The 15,983-nt window shown below is 65.6% G+C and carries 15 protein-coding genes and 2 pseudogenes; 12 read left to right on the top strand and 5 right to left on the bottom strand.

From position 1 onward, the window contains the following. Positions 1-90 precede the first annotated feature (90 nt). Together QM741_RS11480 and QM741_RS11475 are read left to right on the top strand one after the other, a co-directional pair. On the top strand, positions 91-918 hold the full coding sequence (locus QM741_RS11480) for a helix-turn-helix transcriptional regulator (protein ID WP_415207824.1): 828 nt from the start codon (positions 91-93) through the stop codon (positions 916-918). A 49-nt stretch (positions 919-967) separates the two neighbouring features. Further along, positions 968-1,834, top strand: a complete 867-nt coding sequence (locus tag QM741_RS11475; RefSeq protein WP_415207823.1) for a TrmH family RNA methyltransferase — start codon at positions 968-970, stop codon at positions 1,832-1,834. Positions 1,835-1,935: 101 nt separating this feature from the next. On the opposite strand, the gene QM741_RS11470 is transcribed toward QM741_RS11475, so the two are convergent. From QM741_RS11470 to mscL, 3 genes are all read right to left on the bottom strand, one after another. Further along, entirely contained in the window at positions 1,936-2,367 is a 432-nt protein-coding gene (locus QM741_RS11470; RefSeq protein WP_415207822.1) for an EamA family transporter, read from the bottom strand. Between the two features lie 83 nt (positions 2,368-2,450). Next, positions 2,451-3,965, bottom strand: coding sequence for a M20/M25/M40 family metallo-hydrolase (locus QM741_RS11465; protein WP_415207821.1), 1,515 nt, complete (start codon positions 3,963-3,965; stop codon positions 2,451-2,453). A 90-nt stretch (positions 3,966-4,055) separates the two neighbouring features. Further along, the gene (gene mscL, locus QM741_RS11460) at positions 4,056-4,457 is read right to left on the bottom strand and encodes a large-conductance mechanosensitive channel protein MscL (protein WP_415207820.1); all 402 of its coding nucleotides are present in this window, start codon (positions 4,455-4,457) and stop codon (positions 4,056-4,058) included. A gap of 297 nt (positions 4,458-4,754) precedes the next feature. On the opposite strand from mscL, the pseudogene QM741_RS11455 reads away from it, so the two are divergent. The 4 genes and pseudogenes from QM741_RS11455 (at position 4,755) to QM741_RS11440 (ending at position 9,495) form a co-directional block, all read left to right on the top strand. Continuing rightward, positions 4,755-5,992: pseudogene (locus tag QM741_RS11455) on the top strand (efflux RND transporter periplasmic adaptor subunit). A 163-nt stretch (positions 5,993-6,155) separates the two neighbouring features. Then, positions 6,156-6,845, top strand: coding sequence for an ABC transporter ATP-binding protein (locus QM741_RS11450; RefSeq protein ID WP_415207819.1), 690 nt, complete (start codon positions 6,156-6,158; stop codon positions 6,843-6,845). Between the two features lie 161 nt (positions 6,846-7,006). Then, the gene (locus tag QM741_RS11445) at positions 7,007-8,164 is read left to right on the top strand and encodes an ABC transporter permease (protein ID WP_415207818.1); all 1,158 of its coding nucleotides are present in this window, start codon (positions 7,007-7,009) and stop codon (positions 8,162-8,164) included. Between the two features lie 14 nt (positions 8,165-8,178). Then, positions 8,179-9,495, top strand: a complete 1,317-nt coding sequence (locus tag QM741_RS11440; RefSeq protein WP_415207817.1) for an ABC transporter permease — start codon at positions 8,179-8,181, stop codon at positions 9,493-9,495. 41 nt (positions 9,496-9,536) lie between these two features. Here QM741_RS11440 and QM741_RS11435 read toward each other — a convergent pair whose 3' ends face one another. After that, positions 9,537-11,324 carry a 3-hydroxybutyrate oligomer hydrolase family protein gene (locus QM741_RS11435; protein ID WP_415207816.1) on the bottom strand — a complete coding sequence of 596 codons (1,788 nt, stop codon included), beginning with the start codon at positions 11,322-11,324 and terminating at the stop codon, positions 9,537-9,539. Positions 11,325-11,399: 75 nt separating this feature from the next. On the opposite strand from QM741_RS11435, the gene QM741_RS11430 reads away from it, so the two are divergent. After that, entirely contained in the window at positions 11,400-12,050 is a 651-nt protein-coding gene (locus tag QM741_RS11430; RefSeq protein WP_415207815.1) for a response regulator, read from the top strand. A gap of 166 nt (positions 12,051-12,216) precedes the next feature. Here QM741_RS11430 and QM741_RS11425 read toward each other — a convergent pair. Further along, positions 12,217-13,092: pseudogene (locus QM741_RS11425) on the bottom strand (IS256 family transposase); the annotation flags it as partial. 176 nt (positions 13,093-13,268) lie between these two features. Between QM741_RS11425 and QM741_RS11420 the strand changes: the two are divergent. Genes QM741_RS11420 through QM741_RS11400 form a run of 5 tightly spaced genes read left to right on the top strand, consistent with a single transcriptional unit; the run spans position 13,269 to position 15,899 of the window. Further along, positions 13,269-13,889 carry a DUF3858 domain-containing protein gene (locus tag QM741_RS11420; RefSeq protein ID WP_415207814.1) on the top strand — a complete coding sequence of 207 codons (621 nt, stop codon included), beginning with the start codon at positions 13,269-13,271 and terminating at the stop codon, positions 13,887-13,889. A gap of 33 nt (positions 13,890-13,922) precedes the next feature. After that, positions 13,923-14,429 carry a hypothetical protein gene (locus QM741_RS11415; protein ID WP_415207813.1) on the top strand — a complete coding sequence of 169 codons (507 nt, stop codon included), beginning with the start codon at positions 13,923-13,925 and terminating at the stop codon, positions 14,427-14,429. A gap of 18 nt (positions 14,430-14,447) precedes the next feature. Then, complete coding sequence (locus tag QM741_RS11410) at positions 14,448-14,945, top strand: hypothetical protein (RefSeq protein ID WP_415209164.1); 498 nt, start codon at positions 14,448-14,450, stop codon at positions 14,943-14,945. Then, positions 14,845-15,318 carry a Fic family protein gene (locus tag QM741_RS11405; protein ID WP_415207812.1) on the top strand — a complete coding sequence of 158 codons (474 nt, stop codon included), beginning with the start codon at positions 14,845-14,847 and terminating at the stop codon, positions 15,316-15,318. The genes QM741_RS11410 and QM741_RS11405 overlap by 101 nt, the downstream gene beginning before the upstream one ends. Further along, positions 15,315-15,899 carry a DUF6932 family protein gene (locus tag QM741_RS11400; protein WP_415207811.1) on the top strand — a complete coding sequence of 195 codons (585 nt, stop codon included), beginning with the start codon at positions 15,315-15,317 and terminating at the stop codon, positions 15,897-15,899. The genes QM741_RS11405 and QM741_RS11400 overlap by 4 nt, the downstream gene beginning before the upstream one ends. The last annotated feature ends 84 nt before the right edge of the window (positions 15,900-15,983 follow it).

The following is a 15,983-nucleotide window of genomic DNA, read 5'->3' as shown; positions in this document are numbered from 1 at the left end:
CGATGGTCGCTCTGGTCGCGCGTGCGCGGAGCGCGTAATGTGCCCGTGCGCCACCGCCGCTTCCCGATCCGCAAACGAGACTTCGGACGTATGCCAGCAAAACCCACCGCCACGCGCCGGCAGGCGCGCAAAACGCGACCTGCCCGGCGCAGCGAACCCGCGCCGGCCCTGCGCGCCGAGCGCGACGCGCTGTTTTCGCAGCTTCACCCCATCGTCGACGTCGTCGGCGGTTTCGTCGGCGAGAACGTGGAGATCGTGCTCCACGACCTAACCCGTCCGGAAAGTTCGGTCGTCAAGATTCTCAACGGCCACGTGTCGGGCAGGTCCGTCGGCGATTCGATTTTGAGCGGCCCGGGCGGCGACCGGGGTTTCGTCGAATTGCTGCGTTCGCTGGAGAAACCGGCGCAAGGCAATCATTCCCTGATCGGCGATTACCGGACCATCGCGCGCAGCGGCAAGATGCTGCAATCCTCCACGGTGATTTTCCGCGACAGCCGCGGCGTCAACTTCGCCAGCCTTTGCGTCAATGCCGACATGTCCGTCGTGGTGCAGGCGCATGCGCTTCTGCAAAGCATGCTGGCCCAGCCGAAGGAACCGGTGGCGGCGGCCGAGGCGCCTGCCGGCATCGACGTGCTGATGAAGGAGATCATCGTCGAGGCGGTGCAGAAATTCGGCAAGCCCGTTTCGGCCATGGGCAAGGCGGAAAAAACCCATGCGGTCGAGGCCATGCTGCAACGCGGGCTGTTCATCGTCAAAGGCGGCGTGGAACGCGCCGCAACGGCGCTCGGCGTCACCCGCTTCACCGTCTACAACTATCTCGATGCGATCCGCAGCCGCAACGGCGACGAGTCGCCGGCGCGAAAACGCGCGCGGCGCAAGAATGCGCAGAGGATGCCCGGGGATCGCGAGTCGCGATAGTCCGGCGCATCGGCGGCGTGGGCTGCCCGCGCGCGTAGTACGATACGGCATGGACAAGCGCAGAATCGACCGTGATTCGGTATGGCGCAACGCCCGCATACCGTCCCGCACGAATGCCGCGGAGCGCGACGATGCGCACGCGCAGCGCGGCGCGGCGCACACCCCTTACCCCGCCTCGCGCCGCGGCGAGGAAGTGCGCGTCTACGGCTGCAACGCCTGTCTCGCCGTGTTCGCGAAGCGGCTCGACGATGTGCGCAAGGTGTATCTCACCGATGCACGGATCGCCGAATTCAAGTCGGTGCTCGCCTGGTGCGTCAAGCAGCGCATCGGCTATCGCGTGGTCGAGAACGAGGACCTCGACCGGCTGACCGAATCGCAGCACCATGAAGGCGTCTGCTTCGAAGTGCGCAAGTCGCCGCCGTTGCCGTTGCGCGAGCTGTTGCAGCGGATTCCGCGGGACGAGCCGGCGCTGTTGATCTGGCTCGACGGCGTCGGCAATCCGCACAACGTCGGCGCGCTGCTGCGCAGTGCGGCCAACTTCGGCGCGCGCGGCGCGATCCTGCCGGCGGACGCGCCCGCGCTTTCGGGTGCGGCGATGCGCGTCGCCGAAGGCGGCGCCGAGGCGGTGCCGCTCGCGCAGGCGCACGCGGGCGAGGACGTTTTCGAATCGCTGCATGACGCGGGTTTCGCGGTTGCCGCGACGGTGCCTCGCGCGGGCCGGGATTTGTACGAGAACAAACTGCCGGACCGTCTCGCGCTGATCCTCGGCGCCGAAGGCGAAGGCATGTCGGCGCGGTTGATCGCGGATGCCGACCTGCGCCTGACGGTCCCGGGCACGGGCGCGGTCGAAAGCCTAAACGTGTCGGCGAGTGCGGCGGTCCTGTTCGCCGAATACTGGCGCCAGCATCTTTCGTAGGGGCGCGATTCATCGCGCCCGGCTTTTTCTCATGGCCTTCAAAAAGCCGGGCTCGAAACGAATGAATTCGCTTTCGCGCGAGACGCGCGAAAGTCGAGCCCCTACTTTTTCAGCGCCAACACCACGACCCCGGCGCCGACCATCGCGATGCCGAGCCATTCGCGCACGGAAGGCCGTTCGCCGAGGAAGGCGAACGCAAAAATCGCGACGAGGACGAGGCTGAGCTTGTCGACCGGCGCGACCTGGGATGCGTCGCCGATCTTGAGCGCGCGGAAATAGCAGACCCACGACGCGCCCGTGGCGAGACCTGACAGGACGAGGAAGACCCACGTGCGCGCCGAAAGGTCGAGCGGGTTGCTCCATTTCCCCGTCGCCAAGACGAACGCGGCGAGCACGACGATGATCACCGCGGTGCGGATCAGCGTGGCGAGATCGGAGTTCACGCCCTCGATGCCGATCTTGGCGAAGATCGCGGTCAGCGCGGCGAACGCCGCCGAGGCCAATGCCCAGTAGAACCAGGTGGATGCGGTCATCGACTGCGGCCCCCGTATCGGCGTTCGGGCCACGACTATAGCGCAGGCGCGCATTCCGGCGAATGCGCGCCTGCGGGGCGACGTCAGTCCTCGTCCTTGTCGTTCTTGAACGCGCCCGGCGCGGAACCGAAGTCGCCTTCGGCCTGCGCGGCCATGTACGCGTACACGGCGTACACCGCCGCGTTCTGCGCGATTTCCTTGGGCACGATCTTGTCGAGCGTGTCGTTCGAGGTGTGGTGGATGTCGAAGTAGTGCGTGCCGTCCTGGCCGATCGACAGCGCGGCCATGCCCTTGGCGTGCATCTGCGAAAGATCGGAACCGCCGCCGCCGGACCGGTCGGCAGCGTATTCCACGCCGATCGGCTTGAGCACGTCGGCGATCTGCGCGATCGCCTTGCGCGCCTCCGGCTTGACGCTCGCGCTGAAGCGCCAGACCGGCGCCGCACCGAAATCCGATTCGCTGCCGAGCACGTGCCTGGCGACTTCCTTGGCGTGCGCCTCGGCATAGGCCTTGCCGCCGTAGAGGCCGGCTTCCTCGTTGGCGAACGCGATCACGCGGATCGTGCGGTCGGGGCGTTGCGGCAACTGCGCGATGAGATGCGCGGCGGCCGCGGCGATCGCCACGCCGGCCGCGTCGTCGATCGCGCCGGTGCCCGGATCCCACGAATCGAGATGGCCGCCGATGTCGACGATCTGGTCGGGATGCTTTTTGCCGGTCACTTCGCCGATGACGTTGGCGCCGGTGTAGTCGCCCTCGAAGCCGACGTCGAGATCGAGCTTGACCGTCACCGGCTTGCCGTAGGCGAGGATGCGCTCGAGCTGGTCGGCGTCGGGATTGGACAGGGCGGCGGCCGGGATGCCGTTCGCCTTGGCGTCGGCGAAGCCGGTCACGCCCGTGTGCGCGATACGGTCGGTCGCGTCGGTGCCGGCCGAGCGCAGAATGAATGCCGCCGCGCCCTTGCTTGCGGCGATGACCGGCCCCTGCGTGCGGATCGGCGAGCCGATGCCGTAGTCGCGGCCATCCTTGTAGCGATGCATGCGCGCACCGACGTAGACGATTCTGCCCTTGATCGCGGAAGGATCGGCGGCCTTGAGCGCGTCGAGGCTGTCGAAATGTACGACTTCGGCGGTGAGGCCGCCCGTGGGCGTGGCGAAGCTGTGGCCGAGCGCGGTCAGCACGAGGTTCTGCGGAAACGGCGCGACGATGGAACCCGACTCGTGGCGGCGCACCCACTTCGGATAGGTCACCGGCTCGGTATAGACCTTGTCGAAGCCGAGCGCCTTGAATTTCGCGATCACCCACTCGCGCGCCCTGGCGTCGTTGTCGCCGGCGGCGAGGCGCGGGCCGATTTCGGTGGTCAGGCCCTCGACGAGCTTGTAGGCGGTATCGTCGTTCATCGCGCGGTCGCGCAACTGTTCGGCGGCGCGCACGGCGGCATCGGGAATGCGGGTTTCGGTCGATGCGGCCGCGGCGGTGGCGCAGGCGGCGGCGAGGGTGAAGGCAAGCAGGTACTTCACATTGGACTCCAGTGCTGACGGAAAGGCGGGGCAGGATGACAAGTCCGTCGCGCGTCCGCCAGTACCACTTCGCTGCGCCATCGTGAGCCGGTTTGCGACGCACCCTGTCCGCCGTGGAAAGCAAAAGGGCGCAGCGGTCAGGCTGCGCCCTTTTGTCGAACTGCAATCGAGCTATTTCTTCAAAGCGTCGCGAATTTCGGTCAGCAGCTTCTCGGTCGGCGTCGGCTCGGGCGGCGCGGCCGGAGCCGGCTCGGGTTTCTTGGTCACGGAATTGATGACCTTGACCACGAGGAAGATCGCGGCGGCGATGATGAGGAACTGGATGATCGTGTTGACGAAAACGCCTATGCCGATCGCGACCTCGCCTTTGCCATCGGCGCCCGCCGCCTTGAGAATCCATTTCCAGGCCGAAAAGTCGACCCCGCCGATCAGCAGGCCGATCGGCGGCATGATGATGTTGTCGACGAGGGAGGTGACGATCTTGCCGAATGCCGCGCCGATGACGACACCGACGGCGAGATCGAGCGCATTGCCACGCTGAATGAAAGCCTTGAACTCGGTAGCCAGACTCATGGGACCTTTGCTCCTTGGTTGACGGGTTGAACAGCGGGGGATTGTGTGATGCGGTCGATAATCTACACCAATGAAAGTAAAAGAGAACCCCAGGGAATCGAGGATCTTCCTTTTATCCGCCGAGGCAGGAATTCCCGCGCCGGACGTGAGCCGGCGCATGGACCTTCACGTGGGCATCCGGACGCGCGGTCCTGACAACTGTCATTGCGCATTCGTGAGGATTTTCCCTGTCGCGCGAGCCCTTGCGGCGGCAGTCTATGGCAAACTCTGGAGTCTTGGATATTCCTGATGGGAATCATGGACAAATCGGACCTGCTGAACGAACTGCGCATCGGCAAGGAACATCGCGAGGACTACGGCAGCGGCCGTTCGCGTCGGCCGTGGATCGTGGCGGCGCTGGCCGCCGTGCTCGTCGCGGTCGCCGGCGCGGGTTGGTATTTCTTCGCCGGCGGCGCCAGGGCGTTCGAGGTCGAAGCGGCGACGGCGGTGGCGCCGACGGTGGGCAGCGCCGACACCTCGGTGTTGCAGGCCACCGGCTACGTCACCGCGCGCCGCTCGGCGACCGTGTCGGCGCAGATCACCGGCACGTTGACCGAAGTGCTGATCGAGGAGGGCGACCGCGTCGAGAAGGGCCAGGTGCTCGCGCGCCTCGACAGCTCGGCCTGGGAGGCGCAGCTCGTGCAGGCGCAGGCCGGGTTGCACGCGGCGCAGGCGCAACTCGCACAGTTGCAGGCGCAATTCGCGCAGAGCCAGCGCGACCTGAAACGCCAGCAGGACATCGTCTCGCGCAAGCTGGCCTCGGTACAGTCGCTGGAACTCGCACAGACCCAGGTCGATGCACAGGCCGCCGCCGTCGCCGCGCAGCGCCGGCAGGTCGACGTGGCGCAGGCCAACGTGCAGGCCGCGCAGGTGCAACTCGACTACTGCACGGTGCGCGCGCCGTTCACCGGCATGGTCACGGCCAAGGCCGCGCAGGTCGGCGAGATCGTCTCGCCGCTGTCCGCGGGCGGCGGCTTCACGCGCACGGGCGTCGGCACGATCGTCGACATGGATTCGCTCGAGATCGAGGTCGACGTCAACGAGGCGTACATCGCGCGCGTCGTGCCGAAGCAGCCCGCGCAGGCCACGCTCGATGCGTACCCCGACTGGAAGATCCCGCGCACGTCATCGCGATCATCCCGACCGCCGACCGCGGCAAGGCCACGGTCAAGGTGCGCATCGGCATCGACGTGAAGGACCCGCGCATCCTGCCCGACATGGGCGCGCGCGTGTCGTTCTTCGAAGACGCGCCGAAGGGCGCGCCGGTTGCGGCGCCGAAGGGCGTGCTCGTGCCGGGCTCGGCGATCGTCAAGCGCGACGGCAAGGACGTCGTCTTTGCGATCGATGCGGACCGCGCGCGGGCAAAACCCGTGACGCCGGGACAGACGTACAACGATCTGCGCCTGGCCGAAGGCATAGTCGCGGGCACGCGCGTGGTCAAGCAACCGCCGGCGGAGATGGGCGACGGCGCGAAGGTGGAGGTCAAGGCGAAGTAGTTCTTCCCTTCTCCCACCGGGAGAAGGTGCCCGAAGGGCGGATGAGGGAAGAGCGCTACGGGTTGAAATGAAAGTTGGAAGTCGAGAGGTTTTTCCCTCATCCGGCGCTTCGCGCCACCTTCTCCCGAGGGGAGAAGGGAAGAAAAAGCAGAGGAGTTCAGGCATGGGTACGCTGGTCGAAATCCGCAACGTCAGCAAGACCTACGAACGCGGCAAGCAGAAGGTCGAGGTGCTGCATCACATCGACCTCGACATCGCGCAGGGCGATTTCCTCGCGCTGATGGGACCGTCCGGCTCGGGCAAGACGACGCTGCTCAACCTGATCGGCGGACTCGATTCGCCGACCCAGGGCGAGATCAGCGTCGGCGGCCAGCGTATCGACAATCTCAACCAGGGTGCGCTGGCGAAGTGGAGGGCATCGCACGTCGGCTTCATCTTCCAATTCTACAATCTGCTGCCGATGCTGTCGGCGCAGAAGAACGTCGAGCTGCCGCTGCTGCTGACCAGGCTCGGTGCCGCACAACGCAAGAAGAATGCGGCAATCGCGCTGCAGCTGGTCGGCCTCGCCGAGCGCGCCGGACACAAGCCGACCGAACTGTCGGGCGGCCAGCAGCAGCGCGTTGCGATCGCGCGCGCGATCGTTTCCGATCCGACCCTGCTGGTCTGCGACGAACCGACCGGCGATCTCGACCGCCAGTCCGCCGAGGATGTGCTCGGCCTGCTGCAGACGCTCAACCGCCAGCACGGCAAGACTATCGTCATGGTCACCCACGATCCGAAGGCGGCCGAGTACGCGAGCCATACGCTGCATCTCGACAAGGGCACGCTGGTCGAACAAGCCGCGCATGCTTAGCTTCCCTTCTCCCGGCGGGAGAAGGTGGCGCAAAGCGCCTGATGAGGGAAGGGCGTTTCACGATTGAATGACATCGCAGACTTGCGACGCTTTTCCCTCATCCGCCCTTCGGGCACCTTCTCCCGAGGGGAGAAGGGAAGAAACGAAGAGGAGTTGACTCCATGAAATATCTGCACCTCATCTGGGCGGCGCTGTTCCGCCGCAAGACGCGCACGATCCTCACGCTGGTGTCGATCGTCGCCGCGTTTCTGCTGTTCGGCCTGCTCGACGCGGTGCGCGTGTCGTTCGCGGACGTGGGCCAGTCGGCGAACGGCGCGGAACGCCTGCGCACCGGTGCGAAGCTCTCGTTCATCCAGACCTTGCCGCAAGGCCTCGCCGCGCAGATTGCGGCCGTGCCGGGCGTCAAGGAAGTCGGTTGGGCCAACTGGTTCGGTGGCGCGTATCAAGATCCGCACAACCAGATCTTCACCTTCGCGGTGAGCCCGAACTATCTCGAACTGTATCCCGAAGTCGACGTATCCCCCGAGCAGCGCAAAGCGTACGACGCCGATCTCAACGCGGTCATCGTCGGCGCTTCGCTGATCAAGAAGTACGGCTGGAAAGCCGGCGACAAGCTGCCGCTGCAATCGCAGATCTTCCCGAACCGTGACGGCAGCAAGAACTGGAACTTCAACATCGCCGGCGTGATGAGTTCGAAGAACGCGAACGCCTGGCAGAACAACATGATCATCATGCACTGGAAGAACTTCGACGAATCCACGCCCTACAACCGCGGCATGGTCGGCTGGTACGTCAGCCGCGTGACCGACATGAACGAGACCGACCGCGTGGCCAAGGCGATCGATGCGCTGTCGGCGAATTCCGACCACGAAACCAAGTCGATGACCGAGCAGGCCGCGTCGGCGAACTTCATCAAGCAGGCGGTCAACGTCGGCCTCATCGTCACCTCGATCATGGGCGCGGTGTTCTTCACCCTGTTGCTGCTGACCGGCAACACGATGATGCAGGCGGTGCGCGAGCGCACCGGCGAACTCGCGGTGCTCAAGACGATCGGTTTTTCCAACGGCAGCGTGCTCGGCATGGTGCTGGCCGAGTCGGTGCTGTTGCTGCTGCTCGGCGGCCTGATCGGCTTCGGCATCGCGGCGCTTATCACGCCGGGGCTGACCGGCGGCAGCGGCTTCCTCCCGGCGGCGCACGTCGGCGCGAACAGCTTTTTGATCGCGCTGGCGCTGGCGGTCGCGATCGGCCTCGTCATCGGCGCGCTGCCGGCGCTGCGCGCGATGCGCCTGAACATCGTCGATGCGCTGGCCGGGCGCTGAAGGAGAGCACGCCAATGAAATTCCTGATCGGTCTTGCCACGTTTCTCGTCGTCCTGCTCGCGATCGCGGCCTTCGTTTTCATGCCGTGGCAGGCCTTGCCGGTGCTGCTGGTCCTGCTCGCGCTGTGGATGATCCTGACCCGCCGCGGCCAGCAGACGGCCTCGGTGACGACGATCGGGCTGAGCACGATCCGCGACCGCCTGGGTTCGTCCGCGGTGATCGTGATCGGCATCGCCGGCGTCGTCGCGGTGTTCGTCGCGCTGTTCGCGATGGCGCAAGGCTACGGCGACACCCTGCGCCGCACCGGCAGCGCGGACTCGGCGATCGTGCTGCGCGGCGCATCGGATTCGGAAGTGTCCTCGGTGCTCTCGCACGACAACGTTCTCGTCGTCGAGCAGGCGCCGGGCGTGGCGAAGGACGACGAAGGCAAGCCCATCGTCTCGCCCGAACTCGTCGTCGCCGCCAACCTGCCGGTCAAGAACGGTGGCCCCGACGATTTTGGCAGCGTGCAATTGCGCGGCATCGGCGAGGAAGCATGGAAGCTGCGTACGAACGCGAAGATCGTCGCCGGGCGCAAATTCGAGCCGGGCAAGTACGAGCTGGTGGCCGGCAAGGGCGCGGTGGGCAATTTCGCCGGCCTCGAGGTCGGGCGCGAAATCAAGCTCGGCACCCAGGCCTGGACGCTGGTCGGCATTTTTTCCAGCGACGATTCGATGGACTCCGAAGTCTGGGCCGACGTGCAGGTGATCGGCGCGGCCTACCGGCGCGGTTCGAGCGTCAGCTCCGCGTCCGTGCGCCTGACCGGGGCCGATGCCTTCGAGCCGTTCAAGGCGGCGCTGACCTCGGACCCGCGCCTGCAGGTGGATGTCGACACCACGCTCGGCTATTTCAGCCGGCAATCGGAAAGGACCGTTTCCGTGATCGAGACGATCGGCAAGACCGTCGGCGCGATCATGGCGCTCGGCGCGCTGTTCGGCGCGCTCAATACCATGTTCGCCGCGGTTGCGACGCGCGCACGCGAGATCGCGACGCTGCGCGCGATCGGTTTCCGCGGTGTGCCGGTCGTCGTTGCGGTGATGCTCGAAACGATGCTGCTGGCCCTGATCGGCGGGGCGCTCGGCGGCCTGATCGCGTGGTTGATCTTCAACGGCTACACCACCTCGACGATGGCCGCGGGTTCGACCGGGCAGTTGTCGTTCTCGTTCCACGTCGCTCCGTCGGTGCTGTGGACCGGCCTCAAGTGGGCGCTCGCGATCGGCTTCATCGGCGGACTCTATCCCGCGCTGCGCGCCGCGCGCCTGCCGGTAACGACGGCACTGCGCGAGTCGTGACGGGCGATGCCTCCTCCCGCAGGGAGAAGAAAATCCAGGGACTACCGCGGCAAGGCCAGGTGTTTCGCATCGAGTGCGCCCGTGCCGCGCGGCGTCGCGTTCGGCGTCGGCCCCCGATCGAGCGGCGCGCCGTGGACGACGTGCGCGTACATGCGATCGAGCGCGGCGTAGGCGAAGGCCAGCATCGGCACGTAGCGCTCGCCGAAGCCGGGCCAGGCGAGGAATGCGTCGAAGTGCTGCGCGTGCGGCACACGCCAGTACGTGGCATCGCGGTCGTTCGTGCGTAGCCACGCCACGTAAGCGTCGGACGAGAAGGCGGCGGGGATCAGTCCGTCCTCGGCGCCGTGGACGAGGCAGATCGGCAGGCCGCGGCGCGGCAGGCGCGGCTGCGTGGCCTGTACGGACGCGCGCAGGCGTGCGGCTGCCGGATTCGTCCCGGTCCACAGTTCGCGCAGGCAGACGAGGCCCGGCCATGCGGAATCGGCGCCGTGCGTCGGCTCGTCCTCGACGAGGAACACGCCCGCGCCCGGCGCGATGCCGCTCGCATCGCTCCACCACGCGGCACGTTCCGCGGGCGTCGCCGCGCGCGGTTTCCGATCGGCGCCGCGCGCACTGAAGCGGAAACCGCACGGCATCGCGCCGACTACGCTGCGCGTATAGGCGCTGGCGTAGGTTGCGATGAACGCGCGCCAGAGGTCGTAGGCGGTCGTGCTCGCCGCAGTGGCGAGCGCCGGGTCTCCCCATCCGCCCGCGCGCAGGCGCGCGAGCGCCTCGGCGGCCTGCGCTTTCGTGTCGGCCGCTGCGAGGATTCCCGCCGCGTGCAGGCTAGCGCCGCGCGCGGCCCAGGTCGCGATGTCGTTGCCGGGCAGCTTGGCGAGCGCGGCGCGGACATCGTCGAAGCGCGCGTCGAGCAGCGCGCAGGGTGCGAGCAGCGCCGCTTCGCTGCCGTAGTCGTAGAGCGTGCGTGCGTGGCCGCCTTCGTCGTCGCCTTGCGCCTCGACGCGTGGCGCGTTGACGTTTGCGGCGACCGCGACGACGCCGGCGAGCCAACCCGCATCGTCGATGCCCGCCGCCTGCAGCACGGCGCCGCCGCCGTTGGACAGGCCGACCGCGATGATCTTCGTGTCGTGCGGCGTGAACGGCGCCTGCTCGGGAAACGCGCGGTCGAGCATCGCGAGGCCGAACTGCGCGGCCTGCATGACGTGCTCGCCCCAGTGCGCCTCGGGATTGTCGGTCGAATGCGCGTGCTTGATCGCGATGCCGGCGTCGTCCGCATCGCCGCTCGGCGCGAATTCGAGTTCGGCCGTGCCGCGCTCGGCGCGCGTGCCGTCGAGGGCGACACCGGTGTCCGTCGCCATGTCGAAATAGCCCGAACCCGCGCCCTTGTCGGTGTAGGCGACCGCGCAGCCGTGCGTGAGGCCCCATGCGCCGGCGAGCGCGATGCCGCCGTAGATGCCGCGCGAACCCGACGACGCGGTGACGACGAGGCAGCGCGCCTTCGCGTCGAACGCGTCGGGAACCTGCGCGAGCACGCGGTGCGGCTGCGTGGCATGCGGCAGGCGCGCGAAGGCGTGGAACTCGCGTCCGGGTACGTTCGGCACCGCGCCGTAGACGACACCGTAGCCGCCAAGCGGGCCCAGGTCCGCGATGCCGAGCCAAGCGGTCCGGATCGCACGGCGGCGCAGTTCGGCTGGCGTCGACGTCGCGGGATCGGAGAACGGTACGGGCGCCGCGCGCAGCCCGGCAAGTCCGAGGCCCGCGCTGAGCAGGTCGTCGCCGCCGCGATGCGCGGTCTCGCGAAGGGCACCGAAAAGAAAGGGGGTCGACATGGCGCAGTCCTCCGCCAACGATACCACGCACGTGCATCGCGACCGACTACCCGCGAACTGTTACAGTGCGTGCCGATGAACACGCGTGTCCTGATTGCCGACGATCATCCGCTGTTCCGTGCGGCGCTGCGCAGCGCGGTCGCGCAGGCCGAACCGGGAGCGGCGATTGCCGAGGCGGACGACCTCGCCGGCGCGATCGCGCGTCTGGAAGCCGAACCCGAGACCGACCTCGTCCTGCTTGACCTGCACATGCGCGACAGTCACGGTCTGACCGGGCTCGCCGCGCTGCGCGCGCAGTTTCCCGCGGTTGCCGCGCTCGTCGTCTCCGCCTCGGAGGAGGCGAGCGTCGTGCGCCGCGCGCTCGACCATGGCGCGGTCGGTTTCGTGCCGAAAAGCACGCCGCCGCGCGACATCGTCGCGGCGATCCGCGCCGTGCTCGACGGCGGAAGCTGGGTGCCCGCCGCGCTTGCGCGCTCGCTCGACTCCGACGCGGGCGATCCGGACGCCGCCGCGCTCGCCGCGCGCCTTGCGCGCCTGACCGGCCAGCAGTTCCGCGTGCTCGCGCAGGTTGGCGAAGGCCGCCTCAACAAGCAGATCGCCGACTCGCTCGGCATCCAGGAACGCACGGTCAAGGCGCACGTCAGCGCCATCTTCGAGAAACTCGGCGTGCGCAATCGAACACAGGCGAGCGTGGTGCTGCAGCGGCTGAGATTGCCGCAGAAATAGCCGCGCGGCCGCGCCAATGCTCCGAATTCATGCGAGCCTGCTTTTGCCTGTCGTTCCGGCGGCCGGAATCCAGCTCTTGCCCTTCGCCCGTCATTCCGGCATGGATTGCCGGAATCCAGCGCCTGCGGGGTCTGTCAATCCAACTGTGTAACTGCCGTTATAGAGTTTAGCTGCTGATCGGCACGCGCTCCTCGCCGAACAGGATCTGGAACACCTGCAAGGCCGGCTTCCAGTGATGCACGCCGCGCCAGCGCTTGCTCGCCTCGCGGATTGCCAGATACAGCGACTTCATCGCCGACTCGTCGCTGGGGAAGATACGCCGGTTGCGGGTGTACTTGCGCATCGTCATGTTCAGGCTTTCGATCGCGTTGGTCGTGTAGGTGATCTTGCGGATGTCTGGCGGGAACTGGAAGAACGGCACCACGTTCGGCCAGGCGTTGCGCCACACCCGGACGGCGGCACGGTACTTCTCGCCCCAAGCCTCCTCGAAAACGTCCAACTCATGCGCCGCATCCTCGATCGTCGCCGAAGTGTAGATGTGCTTGAGTGCCGCGGCCACGGCCTTCATGTCCCTGCTCGCCACGTAGCGCATCGAGGCGCGCACCAGGTGCACGATGCACTGCTGCGTCAGCGTCCGGGGGAACAAGGCCGTCACCGCCTCGGGCAGGCCCTTGAGCCCGTCCATGCAGGCGAGGTAGATGTCCTGCACGCCGCGCGTCTTCAATTCGCTAGTACCGCCGCCCAGAACTTCGCCCCTTCGCTCTCGGACAGCCACACGCCCAGCACTTCCTTCTCGCCAAGCAGGTTCAAGCCCAGCACCACGTGCGCGCAGCGATTCGTCACCTGCTTGCCAGGGCGCACCTTGAGCACCAGGCCGTCCAGCCAGATCACCGGATAGATCGCCTCCAGCGGCCGCCTGCCACGCCCGTACTTCCTCCAGCACCGCGTCCGTCACCTGAGCGATCAGGTCGTGGCTGACCGTCACCCCGTACAAATCCACCAAGGCGCTCTCGATGTCGCGCGTGCTCATCCCGCGCGCGTATCCCCGGCGCGCATCGCTACGTCGATTCGACGGCACAGTTTGCGACGTTCGGGAATCTTCCGGCGCAGGAACTTGGCAAGCCTGCACTGATTCTCGACCCCGAAAAAGGACAGTCGCAGCTCGATACGATCCCGACGCCTCCCGCCACGGCCTTGCACAGCAGCGTAACCGTGCGCATGAAAACCACGGACGACGGTACCGTCGAAGGCCATGCCGAGGTCGCCGATCAAGGTTTCATCGAGATGCTCGATCGCACTATATTGGCGTCCATTCCGGAAGGACAGGAAGCCGTGATCGCCAGTCGCGTGCTTGCTTCGACGGGGCAGGCGGGCAGCGGCAAGTTCGATGTTGGCGAACCGCGCAAACTGAGCCAGCCTTACACCTACAGCACGAATTTCACCCTGCCCGATCTCGTGCACCTGCCCGGCCCCGGCGCATTCACCGTGCCGACCGGCATCCACAGCATGGGGGCAATCGCCGGGATCGGGCTCGTCACCACGCTGCCCGAGCGCAACTTCGCGATGGCCGGCTGCGCCGACACTTCGCATCGCGAAGACTACACGCTCGAATTGCCCAAGGGCATTCGCGTTACGACCGTGCCGAAGAATGCGTCCGTCAAACGGCCGATCGGCAGTTACAACAGCTCTTACAGGCTCGAAGGGCAGACCCTGCATGTCACGCGTGAAATGACGACGACGACAGGCACGCCCACATGCAGCCCCGCGCAATACGGGGAATTGCGCGCGTTTGCGCTGGAAATCGGCAAGGATCTGCGCGCGCAGATCCTGTATCAATAGCGTTCTTTCCTTTCACATCACCGGAAAACATCCATGACCAATAATTCTCCGAAATCGTTTGTTCTCGCCACGAGTCTTGCAATGGTCGCGGGCATTGCTTTCGCGCAAGAAAAGCCGGCGGACGGATATCCCGTGCATTCGCCCGCGGAGGTCATGGAACTGGCGGCGCAGAAGGCCGGCGGCGACGTCCGGGCCACCGTGACTTTCACCATACGCAAGGCCGGCACGGGCAAGAAAAACAGCTACGGCCATTTCTTTCTGGATTCGATGGAGGATTTTCGCGATCCGCGCTCGCTCAACGTGAACGTCTTCCCGCACGCCGCCCGGAAACTGGGTTTGCACGAAGGCGATCCACTGGTCGGAAAATCGCTCACCGTCCAGGGAACCGCGCGTCGCGTCCTGATTCGTTGTCACACGGGCTGCCCGCAGGATGCTTCCCTGGATCACTACTATCAGACTCAGTTGATCGTGCGCGAAGGCAACGATTTGACCATCGACAAAGCCCGGGACGAACCGGATCGCGCACCGGCAGAAAATTGATCGGGCAAGGCAAGTTGAATGCACAGGAAGATCACGTTGCATCGTCGAGAGCTTGTACGATTGCCCAACCCATCGGGTTGCGCCTCGGAAGCCCTGAAAGCGATGGAGGAAGCGCAGCACCGGCTTGCCATGGTTACGCCGGCGGCATGCGCCGAAGTCGTTGCGTTGTGCGAACCGGCGTACTTTCAGCAGAAGCCAAAACATGCCACGCTGGTCGAGCCGTGGCGGCATTCCCTATCGCCCTGGGCAATGCAGCGAACGAGTGCGAGCCGCTTCGAAATGCAGAAGTCGGTTCGCGAAAGCGCATTGCTTCATGGGCAAGCGGGTGAGATCGGTCGATATCTCGAGGCAGGTGGCACTGATGACCTGATCGCATTACTGGAGCGGATCGCGTCAGCGCTTACCGGCACGCCGAGTGTGCTGCGCACGGGGCCGGTCGGCACGCAGATCGATTCCGCGGGAGAGCGCGTCGTTTTCCACCGCCAGAACGCATCCAGGCGCGCATGGAAGAATTGAATGGGTTCAGGCAAAAAAATACATTCGCAGTCACCCGTTGCTGACGGCCCTCGTGTCGATGGTCGCGATAACCAATTGCCACCCTTTCCGCGACGGCAATGGCCGCACCAGCCGTGTGATGTCCAATTCGGCACTGTGTAGCGCGCAATTGCTCAGAGAGAACGTGTACATCCCTCTGTATGAGTGTTTTTGGCTATCGCATCGAGGCTACGAAATTCGCGTCCGAATAGCCGAGATCAAAGACGATTGGGAACCGCTCATGCAGTATATCTGCGATGTCGTATCGGTTCTGTGCAAGCTTGATTGTGCGGCCACGGAGGCTTTCAACATCGAATTGCTCGATCTCCCTTCGACAAACGGCTGTTGGGCATGACGACGGGATATTCGATGGACTGGAAACAAATTACTGGCAATTTCTTCGACGAAGCAAGCGAGAAAGGGTTTCCGGTTTTTCTGGGTGATGGAGGGCACAGCACGCCTTTGAACGCATCGCCCTACATCGTGGAATTCGACCGGTTCGTCGATGTCGCAAAACGCTGGTCTGGCAGAGGCCGTCTGGTGGACGAACTGCGGCGATGTCGGAATGCCGCGGAAGATATTGGCATTTGCATCGAATTGATCCTCATCGGCGGCAGCTTCACCGATTTGCGCAACGCTTCCCCGCACGATCTGGATAGTCTATGGCTTTACCGTGCTCGCGGCACCGATCCGGTTTGCGCAGAAAAGTTGAAAACTTTGCAGAACGACTCCCGCCGTAACGGAATCGACTGTCGATTTGTGCCGTTCGACGGCGAGCCTGCACTTTTGGTCAAGGCAGTCAGCTTCTTCACCGTTCTGTATTCGATAAACAAGCGTCAGATGACCTTGGATCGCGGACTCATACTACTGGATAGCTTGCCTCTTCAACCATCAGGACAATGCTCATTGTGGCCGCGCCAATCCCAACGAGCGTAACCACAACCGACGAGCGAGGATTGGAGTCCTGACGCGCTTGACCCTGTTTGAAACACCGCTGCTTCGCCGCCAGACAGCCGCTAC

The sequence above is a fragment of the Rudaea sp. genome (assembly GCF_047601565.1).
Taxonomy (GTDB): Bacteria; Pseudomonadota; Gammaproteobacteria; order Xanthomonadales; family Rhodanobacteraceae; genus Rudaea.
This window is presented reverse-complemented; position numbering and strand designations above follow the sequence as displayed.

Excerpts from the sequence above, each read along its gene's own strand:
- QM741_RS11470 (WP_415207822.1), bottom strand. The coding sequence starts at position 2,367 with ATGACCGCATCCACCTGGTTCTACTGGGCATTGGCCTCGGCGGCGTTC.
- mscL (WP_415207820.1), bottom strand. The coding sequence starts at position 4,457 with ATGAGTCTGGCTACCGAGTTCAAGGCTTTCATTCAGCGTGGCAATGCG.
- QM741_RS11400 (WP_415207811.1), top strand. The coding sequence starts at position 15,315 with ATGACGACGGGATATTCGATGGACTGGAAACAAATTACTGGCAATTTC.
- QM741_RS11440 (WP_415207817.1), top strand. The coding sequence starts at position 8,179 with ATGAAATTCCTGATCGGTCTTGCCACGTTTCTCGTCGTCCTGCTCGCG.
- QM741_RS11465 (WP_415207821.1), bottom strand. The coding sequence starts at position 3,965 with ATGGCGCAGCGAAGTGGTACTGGCGGACGCGCGACGGACTTGTCATCC.
- QM741_RS11430 (WP_415207815.1), top strand. The coding sequence starts at position 11,400 with ATGAACACGCGTGTCCTGATTGCCGACGATCATCCGCTGTTCCGTGCG.
- QM741_RS11480 (WP_415207824.1), top strand. The coding sequence starts at position 91 with ATGCCAGCAAAACCCACCGCCACGCGCCGGCAGGCGCGCAAAACGCGA.
- QM741_RS11410 (WP_415209164.1), top strand. The coding sequence starts at position 14,448 with ATGCACAGGAAGATCACGTTGCATCGTCGAGAGCTTGTACGATTGCCC.
- QM741_RS11445 (WP_415207818.1), top strand. The coding sequence starts at position 7,007 with ATGAAATATCTGCACCTCATCTGGGCGGCGCTGTTCCGCCGCAAGACG.
- QM741_RS11475 (WP_415207823.1), top strand. The coding sequence starts at position 968 with ATGGACAAGCGCAGAATCGACCGTGATTCGGTATGGCGCAACGCCCGC.
- QM741_RS11450 (WP_415207819.1), top strand. The coding sequence starts at position 6,156 with ATGGGTACGCTGGTCGAAATCCGCAACGTCAGCAAGACCTACGAACGC.
- QM741_RS11435 (WP_415207816.1), bottom strand. The coding sequence starts at position 11,324 with ATGTCGACCCCCTTTCTTTTCGGTGCCCTTCGCGAGACCGCGCATCGC.
- QM741_RS11415 (WP_415207813.1), top strand. The coding sequence starts at position 13,923 with ATGACCAATAATTCTCCGAAATCGTTTGTTCTCGCCACGAGTCTTGCA.
- QM741_RS11420 (WP_415207814.1), top strand. The coding sequence starts at position 13,269 with ATGAAAACCACGGACGACGGTACCGTCGAAGGCCATGCCGAGGTCGCC.